Below are 10377 nucleotides of genomic sequence, written 5' to 3' on the forward strand. Positions count from 1 at the left end.
GGTTAGTTAACGACGTTAATCGCTACGAAATGAAATGCCTGCACAAAAATCCAAGTCATTCTTGCTATTAGCTGGCATGATAATGCTTACAAAGAATCAATCAAGGAGTAGTTCAATGAAGGTCGCGTTTACCAGTGATAATATTGCCGGTGCCTCTGAGTCGGTTTTTCAAGCCATGATAGAGGCTTCTCAAGGGGATGCTATGCCTTACGGGAATGATGAGAGCACTGCGCTGGTGACTCATAAGTTGTCTGAATTGTTCGAGTGTGAGGTTGAGGTTTTTTTAGTGTCTACTGGTACGGCGGCAAATGTGTTGAGTATCAGTGCGTTGACGCCACCTTGGGGGAGTGTCTTGTGCCACAAAGAAAGCCATCTATTGCAAGATGAAAATACCGCTCCGGAGTTTTATGCTGGTGGTGCGCGCTTTGTTGGTATTAAGGGTGAAAACGCTAAAATTGATCCAGAGTGGTTAAAAAAGGCGGTGACTCAGAAAATTGGCGATGTGCATTCTTGCCAGCCTGCTGCGGTGAGTATTTCCCAAGTGACTGAGGTGGGGAGTGTTTATTCATTAGAAGAGATTCGCGCTGTAACCAGTGTAGCAAAAGGGGCAGGGTTACCAGTTCACATGGATGGTGCACGGTTTGCTAATGCGCTGGTATCATTGGGCTGTACTCCCGCGCAAATGACATGGAAAGCGGGAGTGGATATTGTCTCGTTTGGCGCGACGAAGAATGGCACCATGGCGTCGGAAGCTATTGTGGTATTTAAGCAACCCCTTGAAGAGAAAGGGTTGTCTTTTGATAGGGTTGTGAAGGAATTGGCTTTTCGTCGTAAGCGCGGTGGACATTTGCATTCGAAAATGCGCTTATTATCGGCCCAGATGATTGCCTATCTGACAGACGATTTATGGCTAACCAATGCCTCTCACGCGAATGCGATGATGGCGCATATGCAAGAAGGGCTAAAATCCATACCGGGTGTAAAAATTAATACGCCTGCCCAGGCGAATATGTTGTTTTGCACCTTGCCTTTGGCCATGATTGATCACCTGCATTCTGAAGGTTTTGCTTTTTATGGTGGGCGTTGGGAAGAAGGTGTGGTTCGCTTAGTGACGTCTTTTAGAACCCCAAAAGAAGGTGTTGATGCGTTCATTCATGCTGCCAAGTCCTTTGCTGAACGCACTGTATAATCGTTGTTTGTGAACCATTGTTTATGCGCCGTAGCGATAACGCGATGGCGCAATTTGATAAGCTTTTTTAAAGGCACGGTGAAAGTGACTTTGATCATAAAAGCCGACATTGGCAGCAATGTCGGTTAGGCTGTTTTTCGTGTCTTTTAACTGAGTGCAAGCACGTTCCAGTCTTAGTCTTAGTAGCCAAGCATGTGGTGCCAGACCTGTTCGTTTCTGAAAGTGCCTTATAAATTGGAAACGAGTGAGACCCGTTAAATGGGCTAGTTCATCCAACGTGATTTTTTGTTCGAGATGACTGTCGCAGTAGTCCCGTAATTGACCTAGTTGCTGATCACTTAATCCCCAGTGCGGCTCCTGTTTGGGTGTTTTATCGAGCAATGTGAAGAGTTCTGCTAATACGTTGGTCCACAAGCTATCTTTGTATAGTTGGCTTGCTTGACTATCGGGCTTTAGTGCCTGACTAAGCTTACTAAAAGCCTGAGCAAGCGTCCCATGGTGAATTACGGCAGGAGCAAAGCTTTCAATATTCGGTGTTAATGAATCTGGGTGTCTGTCTAACAAGGCCGTCTGCAATAAAATGGGCGGAACTCGAAAGGTCGTGAGCTGATGTCGCTCATTGCCAACACCGCGTCCATCGTGCACCTCTCCCGGCGGCATAAAGCAAATGTGCTGTTGTGAAAAATCCATCGACTGACCTTTATGCGTTTGTCGAAACACGCCATTTGTTATTAAGCCAATATGAAAATCAAGATGGAAGTGGGGCTGGAAATCTAACAAGCTAAGGGAAGCTTCGCTGATGACTAAGCCCTGAAAATCTTCAATATGTTGATATCGGATCGAACTCTTAGAGGTCATAAAGAGGCTCTTTTATTGTCTGAATGCAGTGAGTGCATTCGTGTGGTAACAATCGTTTTACTTTGAAATGTGCTTTTGTTAATGACTTTGTGCATTAAACCAGCCTACTATGGTATCGATGAATGGAGCATGTTGCTTGTATTTTTGTGCATTGCTCGTTGTGGGTCAATAATAAGGCTCAAATTGCGTGTTTAAGGAAGGATAACGATGGAAGATCTACTTCACTATGTACTGAACGTACAGGTTTTAATATTTGTATTAGCGGTCGTTTTATTAAAAAATTCGATCAAATTTGTCCCTCAAAATCAGGCTTATGTGATTGAGCGTTTTGGTAAGTATCAATCCACCAAAGAGGCTGGTTTGAACTTTATTTTGCCGTTTATTGATCGTATTTCAGCTGTGCGCTCTTTGAAAGAACAGGCGGTGGATGTGCCTGAACAAAGCGCCATTACAAAAGACAATATTTCCCTCAGTGTTGATGGGGTGTTGTATTTTCGCGTGTTAGATCCTTATAAAGCCACTTATGGGGTAGAGGATTATGTTTTCGCCGTCACTCAATTAGCGCAAACAACAATGCGGTCTGAGTTAGGTAAAATGGAATTGGATAAAACCTTTGAAGAACGTGATGTTTTAAATACCAATATTGTAGCATCGATTAACGACGCGTCCGGTCCATGGGGAATTCAAGTACTCCGTTATGAGATCAAAGACATTGTGCCACCGCAGTCCGTTATGGAAGCGATGGAAGCACAAATGAAAGCAGAGCGGGTGAAACGTGCGCAAATTTTAGAGTCAGAAGGGGATCGTCAAGCGGCGATTAATCGTGCCGAAGGTGAAAAAGCCTCTGTGGTATTAGCGGCAGAAGCGGATAAGGAAGAACAGGTGTTGCGTGCCGAAGGTGAAGCAAAGGCCATCGTTGCTGTGGCATCAGCTCAAGCTGAGGCGTTGCGTCAAGTGGGTGAAGCGGCTGCTACAGAAGAGGGACAAAAAGCTATTCAACTGGATTTAGCGAGTAAGGCCATTGAAGCGAAACGGGCAATCGCTAAAGAATCGTCTGTTGTCTTGTTGCCTGATGGGGCGACGGAGGCTTCTGCTGTTGTTGCACAAGCCATGACAATTATTCAAAAAATGACGAAGGAGAGTTAGGTCATGGATTGGTTTATCAACAATTTGGCGCAAAGCTTTTTTGTTGCGGGCCTTATTCTGCTGGTCATTGAGGTCGCTGTACTAGGGTTTTCTACTTTTGTGCTGTTTTTTGTCGGTCTGTCTGCAATGGTGACAGGGGCTTTATTGTTCGTTGGGATACTCCCTCAGGATGTGTTAAGTGCATTTTTGAGCACGGGTGTGTTTACTGTGATTGCGGCGATCATTTTATGGCGACCGCTCAAACGAATGCAGTCAAATGTGAGCTCAAAAAAAACCAAAAGTGACTTTGTCGGTTATCAATTTGTTTTACAGGACACTGTGTCTCCAACGCAATTAGCGACTCATCATTATTCTGGAGTGACTTGGTCCTTGATCAGCAACGAGACAATTGAAGCGGGAACTCGGGTTGAAGTGACGGAAGCAGAAGTTGGTGCGCTTCATATTAAAGCCGTAGAGTCGAACTAAATGCCTTGCTTTGAGTGAAACACCAAGTAGGTTCAGGTTAAATACTCTACTTGGTGTTGATGAGTTGCTATCTATGGATCGTGTGGCTGTCTTTAGGTAGCCAGAACGAGATAAGGCTGGTAAGGGCAAGAAAACCAAAGGACACCCAAAGACAAGGAATAATGCCATCATCTTGGTACACCCAACCGGATAAAACAGTGCCGATGAGTCTTCCCATCGCATTGGCCATGTAATAGAAGCCCACATCTAATGAGATGCCATCTTCACTGGCGTAGTGAACGATTAAGTAGCTGTGTAATGACGAATTAATCGCGAATATAACACCAAATAAGATGAGCCCACCTAATAAAATCTCTAGTGTCTGATCAAAGTTTTGCATGCCGATGGCAATTGCGGCAGGCGTTAGGGTTAATAATATCGCCCAAAATCTGGCTTGACTGCCACTTGGCGTTTGGTTCTGCTTTTTGCCTGTGAGGTGAGGGGCAAGGCTTTGTACGAGGCCATAGCCGATTACCCACAGAGCAAGAAAGCTGCCGACACGCCAGTGATCCCAATGGAACTGACTGGTTAAATAGACGGGGATGGCAACGACGAACCAGACATCTCTAGCGCCGAACAAAAACAGTCGGGCGGCCGATAAGATATTGATCTCTCTGCTTTTGGAGAACATTTGCGAGAACTTGGGCTTGTTTTTCGCTTTGCCTAAATCCTCTTTGAGTAGGTATAAACTGGCAAGCCATACGATGCCAAGGCCAATTACCATGCTTAAAATAGCATGATGAAAACCAATGGCACTGAGTAAGAACCCCCCTAGAAAAAAGCCCACCCCCTTAAGTGCATTTTTTGAACCTGTTAATAGCGCAACCCATTTGTATAAAGTGCTACTGGCATTTTTAGGAACAAGTGTTTTTATGGCACTTTTCGCGCTCATTTTGTTGAGATCTTTTGCGATGCCGGATAACGCTTGTGCCGCCATGACCCAAGGAATGGATAAATAGCTTGCTGGCAATAAGAGCATGCTAAGGGCGACAACCTGCATGAAAAGGCCAATGTTCATGGTGCGATTGAGTCCCCATTTTGCTCCAAGCCAGCCACCAAATAGATTGGTTAGCACCCCAAAGAACTCGTAAAAGAGGAAGAGCAGGGCAATGTCCAGAGCGCCGTAACCCAGTTGATAAAAGTAGAGGACAACCAGCATGCGCAATGCGCCGTCGGTTAGGGTGAAACTCCAGTAATTTCCCGTGACGATCAGGTACTGACGAACGCTTTTTGGTAATTGTGATAGCATGGTTGTTTTACTTTCTTCTCTGACTATTCGAAACGATAGGTCATTTGCTCAGTGAGCCTAGACTTAAAGTGTTTGGTCTAATTGGCCAACTTCTCTCATCAGCTCGGCGGTTCGGTTGGCGTAGCCCCATTCATTGTCATACCAAACGTAGAGCTTCACTTGAGTGTGATTGATGACGAGTGTGCTTAATGCATCGACAATGCTTGAGCGAGGGTCGGTTTGGTAATCAATGGAAACTAGGGGGCGCTCTTCATAACCCAGAATATTTTTAAGAGGCCCTTGTTCGCTAGCCATCTTTAATAATTGGTTGATTTCTTCTGCGCTGGTGGGGCGCTCCATTTCGAACACGCAGTCGGTTAACGAGGCATTGGTCAGCGGTACACGTACAGCATGACCGTTTAATTTACCTTTTAGCTCTGGGAAAATATGGGTAATAGCCGTTGCTGATCCCGTTGTGGTTGGAATCAAACTGCTACCGCAAGCGCGTGCTCTGCGTAGGTCTTTGTGTGGTGCATCAATGATGGTTTGGGTGTTGGTTATGTTGTGAATGGTGGTCATGGAGCCGTGTTTGATGCCAATGGCTTCCTGTAATACTTTGACAATAGGTGCAAGTGAGTTGGTGGTGCATGAAGCGGCTGTCACGATTGGATGTAAGCGAGGGTCGTAATCGCCATCATTCACGCCCATAACGATATTCAGCACGCCTTCTTCTTTGACTGGGGCCGTCACGACCACACGTTTTACGCCTTGGTCTAAGTAGGCTTGTAGGGCTGACTTTGTTTTCATAACGCCTGTAGCTTCAATGACAACATCGCATTGTGACCAGTCTGTTGCCCCAATGGTGCTGTGTTGTGTGCACGGAATAATCTTGTCATTAATGATGAGATTGTTGCCATCGCTGCCTGCTTCATGCTGCCAACGCCCATGAACGGAGTCAAAGTTGACGAGGTGCGCTAAAGTAGCCGCATTGCCTTGGAGGTCATTGATTTGTACAAACTCAATGTCGTCCCAGTCAAATGCGGCACGAAAAGAAAGTCGTCCCATACGGCCAAAACCGTTTATGCCTACTTTTATAGTCATGGTTATCTCCTAATATTATGGCGTGGTTAGCAACAGGTAACGAGTCGCTCTGGTCGGCTACCCATCTGTTCAAGTTGAAGAAAATTACCCTTTAACCAGTGTTGCTGGTGTTCAAGGGTGACGGTAATGACGTCATGCGCCCATTGAGGGAGTGAGTTAAGGGAATAAAATACCCATTGGCTCTGTTTTCTGTCTGTTAGTAGGCCAGCTTTTCGCAGTTGCGCAAGATGACGCGACACTTTGGGCTGTGTTTCTCTCAGGGCGGCCATCAGCTCACACACGCAGAGTTCTTCATAATGAGCAATGAGTAATAAACAACGCAAACGGGTTTCGTCGGCAATGGCCTTAAAAAAAATTGTTGGATCAAGGGGTGTCTTTTCAAACATAGTATTTGGCACGGCTTTTAGTTTATATGTGAAATTTCATATATATGGAAAATCGAATATAGCAGATTTTATCAATGGGAAGCGTGACGTTTTGATGACAATTTATATCATGTCAAAAGGGAGTGGGCGTAAACATTAACAATGGGCAGCGTGACGATAACATGCTGCCCATTGTTCTATGGGAGGATGACTACTTGTCTATACTAGCGCAAGATGAGCAATGGAATATCGCTTTCGATGATCATTTTACTGGTGTTGCTGCCAACAAAAAATTGACGCACTTTTGAGTGCGCATAGGCTCCCATCACCATGAGTTCGATGTTGTTTTCATTTCGATATTGAGTCAAAACTGGATAAATATCACCTGCGATCAAAGATGCATTTACCTTGAAGTTTTCTGCTTCCAGAATAGCCTGAGCTCTGGCGAACTTTTCTTTTCTGGCTGGGGTGTCTTCTCCTGCCATGACCATGTGACAGGTCAGTCCTTTCAATAAAGAGCTTTGCGCGATACGAGCAATGGCATTGTCAGCGGCTTCACGACCATCGTAGGCAATCATAAAATTGCTCGGTGTTTTGAACTCCCCAACAGTGATCAGGATAGGGTGATGTAACGCCCGTGCCGCTCGTTCAATATGAGAGCCGATTGTGTTGGCTGACATGGCGTGTTCGCTACCATTACGTCCAAGGATGACTAATTTTGTAGAAGATTCTAGACTGATTAGCGTGTCCACCAAATCGCCGTGGCGTTGCATAATGCTGACATTTTGAGCCCCTTGCTCTTCGGCATGGGCTTTTGCTTTATGGAGCATGTCTTTGCCATGTTCTAAAGCGAGCTTTGCACGTTTCTCATCCAGTTCTGTCAGCTCAGCAAGGAGATGCTCTCGGCTGCCCAAACCAATAGAACCTGATAGGTCGCTGTTAGACGTCATGCTTTTTTCTAGCGAATGTAAGAATGTTAATGGTGACTCAATATTAGTGGCCGCCCATACTGCAGCGTCTGTTACGTATTCCGACAGAAAAGAACCATCAATACAGGCAATTACATTTGTCATTTTTGTTCTCCTTGTGAGCGTCTTAGTGGCCGTTCAACAGTTTGTCTGCTTCTTCTGGTTTGTTGTGCACCCCAAATTTGTCCACCACCGTGGCGCTGGCTTCATTCAAGCCAATAACATTGACCTCGGCACCTTCACGACGGAATTTGATGACCACCTTATCCAAAGCGGCGACGGACGTGATATCCCAAAAGTGTGCGTCAGATAGATCAATAGTGACGCTATCAAGGGCTTCTTTAAAGTCAAAAGACGAATTAAATTGATCTGAGGAAGCAAAAAATACTTGCCCAACGACTTTATAAGTTCGATGAGCCCCTTGTTCATCTATGTCGCTTTTAACAACCATAAAACGCCCAATTTTATTGGCAAAGAAAAGAGAAGCCAATAAAACGCCGACGAGCACACCAATCGATAGGTTATGGGTAGCGACAACAACACAGACGGTGACAATCATCACGATATTGGTCGACATAGGGTGTTTTTTTAAATTAATGATGGAGTCCCAAGAAAAAGTACCGATGGATACCATGATCATGACAGCAACTAATGCCGCCATTGGAATTTGTCCGATCCATTTGCCAAGAAACACCACCATGATCAATAAGAACAAACCTGCAATAAAGGTGGATAAACGGCCACGTCCTCCAGATTTTACGTTAATAACCGTTTGGCCAATCATGCCGCACCCTGCCATACCTCCGATAAAGCCAGTGAAGACATTGGCAACCCCTTGGCCTTTACATTCACGGTTTTTATTACTGCCAGTATCAGTGAGTTCGTCGACGATGGTTGCGGTCATCATGGATTCGAGTAGACCAACAACAGCTAAGCTAAGAGAATAGGGTAGGATGATTAACAGCGTGTCTAAGTTAAATGGTACGTTTGGTATCAAAAAAGTTGGTAACGAATCGGGTAGTGATCCCATATCGCTGACCGTGTGAATGTCTAGCCCATTATAAATAGAGAAGACAGTCAGAACGACAATACAGACCAATGGGGACGGTAATGATTTTCCTATGACGGGGACATAGGGGAATAGATAGATAATCCCCAGTCCTGCAGCAGTCATTGCATACACCACCCATGTTACATTAGTCAATTCGGGAAGTTGCGCCATAAAAATCAAAATAGCCAGCGAGTTCACAAAACCCGTCACAACGGATTTGGAGACAAAGCGCATGAGATTGCCCAGTTTTAAATACCCTGCGATAATTTGAAAAACACCAGTGAGTATGGTGGCCGCAAGCATATACTGAAGACCGTGTTCTTTGACAAGGCTAACCATTACCAGTGCCATGGCGCCTGTTGCCGCTGAAATCATGGCAGACCGTCCACCAAAGAAAGAGATGACAACAGCGATACAGAATGAGGCGTAAAGACCAACTTTTGGGTCAACACCAGCAATGATGGAAAAAGCAATGGCCTCGGGAATGAGGGCGAGGGCGACAACCGTACCAGAGAGGGTGTCGTTTTTGATGTTTGAGAACCAGTCTCGTTTTATTGATTCGATCATTTACTACCTTCTAAATCGCTATTCTTAACTAAGGTCATGCATTACCAAACTTAAATGTCTGTGGTTCGTATTCTGTTTTTCTCGGCATGAACGGAAATTTGTCGTCATAAGACTATGACATCTGCATGATGACCGTTTGGTGACATGCGATGGGGAGGTGCTTTATGTGTTGCGATTTGGTAACGCGTCACACCACACTTATACAGTGAAAATTAAACATGCGCGAATTATAGAGTTTTGACGAATTGATAGCAATTAATGAAGAAAGGGATTTTGCTTTACGGTAATTCGTCTAGGACAATCTCATCCTAAACAGGCTATTGAAATAGTAAGAGCAAAATTACGTTGTTATCTCGTTTTTTTCATTTTTATTTTAGAGATATTTCTTTATAGTTCCTATGCTTTTTTTATTCGTATTAATCACCTAGTTGGAATCGTATTGTGGATCTCATTCAAAGTATCATTTTAGGGTTAGTTGAGGGGGTGACAGAGTTTCTGCCTATCTCTTCAACGGGGCATATGATCGTTGTTAGTCAATGGTTGGGGATGCAGCAAACAAGTGGCACGAAAGCGTTTGAAGTTATCATTCAATTGGCTGCAATTTTAGCTGTTGTGGCTAACTATAAAGAGCGCTTTACTTTTCAGCACACTCGCTTATGGATTCAATTGTTTGTCGCCTTTTTGCCTGTTGCTATTGTCGGTTTTTTATTTAGACACCAAATCAAAGACATGTTTTCGGTTACCGTTGTGGCGACTATGTTTATTGTTGGTGGGGTCATCTTTTTGATTACTGAGAGAGTGATAAAAGACAAAACCCCTAAGGTAGTAGAGCTTGATGATCTCAACTTTAAACAAGCTTTATGGATTGGTATCGCCCAAGTATTTGCATTGATTCCAGGAACAAGCCGTGCTGGTGCAACAATCGTGGGTGCTTTGTATGTTGGTTTGAGTCGTAAGGCGAGTGCGGAGTTCTCTTTCTTATTGGCCTTGCCTGTGATGATTGCGGCTTCCGGTTATGATCTCTTGTCCAGCTATAAAGACTTCGCTAACGAGCAGTGGATACCACTCCTCGTTGGGTTCGTGGTGGCTTTCATCAGTGCTTATGTTGTGATGAGACTCTTTATGAGCTTTTTGCAGCGATTTACGTTTGTCGCATTTGGCTGGTATCGAATCCTATTTGGTGTGTTGATATTGATGACTGCTCATTAATTGATGTAAGCAACCTATTACTGCCTTTTTATCGTGGGCTAAAGCGTTAAATTGCTTGTGTTCATGATGTAGAGTAAGAATTGTGTAAAAAAAATGCCGCTATTGTACCAAGGTACAATAGCGGCATTTTTTTATATGTCCTACTCTGACGTTAATTAGAAATTTAATCGTCTTATTTAGGAAACCACATA

At 44.4% G+C, this 10377-nt stretch carries 10 protein-coding genes; 4 read left to right on the top strand and 6 right to left on the bottom strand.

Annotated features, from left to right (window positions below; translation table 11 throughout):
• Positions 1 to 115: 115 nt before the first annotated feature.
• Complete coding sequence (locus AC0VYG_RS09275; protein WP_475432024.1) at positions 116 to 1189, top strand: threonine aldolase family protein; 1074 nt, start codon at positions 116 to 118, stop codon at positions 1187 to 1189.
• A 21-nt stretch (positions 1190 to 1210) separates the two neighbouring features.
• Here AC0VYG_RS09275 and AC0VYG_RS09280 read toward each other — a convergent pair whose 3' ends face one another.
• A complete protein-coding gene (locus AC0VYG_RS09280) occupies positions 1211 to 2047 on the bottom strand; it encodes a helix-turn-helix domain-containing protein (protein ID WP_475432025.1) in 837 nt (278 codons plus the stop codon).
• A 207-nt stretch (positions 2048 to 2254) separates the two neighbouring features.
• Between AC0VYG_RS09280 and AC0VYG_RS09285 the strand changes: the two genes are divergently transcribed.
• Together AC0VYG_RS09285 and AC0VYG_RS09290 are read left to right on the top strand one after the other, a co-directional pair.
• Positions 2255 to 3193 (top strand): SPFH domain-containing protein, encoded by a 939-nt coding sequence (locus AC0VYG_RS09285; RefSeq protein WP_475432026.1) that lies wholly within the window; start codon positions 2255 to 2257, stop codon positions 3191 to 3193.
• A gap of 3 nt (positions 3194 to 3196) precedes the next feature.
• The gene (locus AC0VYG_RS09290) at positions 3197 to 3658 is read left to right on the top strand and encodes an NfeD family protein (protein ID WP_475432027.1); all 462 of its coding nucleotides are present in this window, start codon (positions 3197 to 3199) and stop codon (positions 3656 to 3658) included.
• A 67-nt stretch (positions 3659 to 3725) separates the two neighbouring features.
• Here the strand turns inward: AC0VYG_RS09290 and arsJ are convergent, their stop codons facing one another.
• The 5 genes from arsJ to AC0VYG_RS09315 all read right to left on the bottom strand — a co-directional run bounded on the left by arsJ (position 3726) and on the right by AC0VYG_RS09315 (position 8977).
• Positions 3726 to 4946, bottom strand: coding sequence for an organoarsenical effux MFS transporter ArsJ (gene arsJ, locus AC0VYG_RS09295; RefSeq protein ID WP_475432028.1), 1221 nt, complete (start codon positions 4944 to 4946; stop codon positions 3726 to 3728).
• 63 nt (positions 4947 to 5009) lie between these two features.
• The gene (locus tag AC0VYG_RS09300) at positions 5010 to 6026 is read right to left on the bottom strand and encodes an ArsJ-associated glyceraldehyde-3-phosphate dehydrogenase (RefSeq protein ID WP_475432029.1); all 1017 of its coding nucleotides are present in this window, start codon (positions 6024 to 6026) and stop codon (positions 5010 to 5012) included.
• 26 nt (positions 6027 to 6052) lie between these two features.
• The gene (locus AC0VYG_RS09305) at positions 6053 to 6412 is read right to left on the bottom strand and encodes a metalloregulator ArsR/SmtB family transcription factor (RefSeq protein ID WP_475432030.1); all 360 of its coding nucleotides are present in this window, start codon (positions 6410 to 6412) and stop codon (positions 6053 to 6055) included.
• A gap of 203 nt (positions 6413 to 6615) precedes the next feature.
• Positions 6616 to 7464: a universal stress protein gene (locus AC0VYG_RS09310; RefSeq protein WP_475432031.1), complete on the bottom strand. Its 849-nt coding sequence runs from the start codon at positions 7462 to 7464 to the stop codon at positions 6616 to 6618.
• Positions 7465 to 7486: 22 nt separating this feature from the next.
• Entirely contained in the window at positions 7487 to 8977 is a 1491-nt protein-coding gene (locus tag AC0VYG_RS09315) for a SulP family inorganic anion transporter (protein WP_475432032.1), read from the bottom strand.
• Positions 8978 to 9418: 441 nt separating this feature from the next.
• Between AC0VYG_RS09315 and AC0VYG_RS09320 the strand changes: the two genes are divergently transcribed.
• Entirely contained in the window at positions 9419 to 10186 is a 768-nt protein-coding gene (locus AC0VYG_RS09320) for an undecaprenyl-diphosphate phosphatase (protein WP_475432033.1), read from the top strand.
• The last annotated feature ends 191 nt before the right edge of the window (positions 10187 to 10377 follow it).

It is taken from the genome of Marinomonas sp. 63XJN7_7_ISO-PGPR-S23-202 (assembly GCF_056173505.1).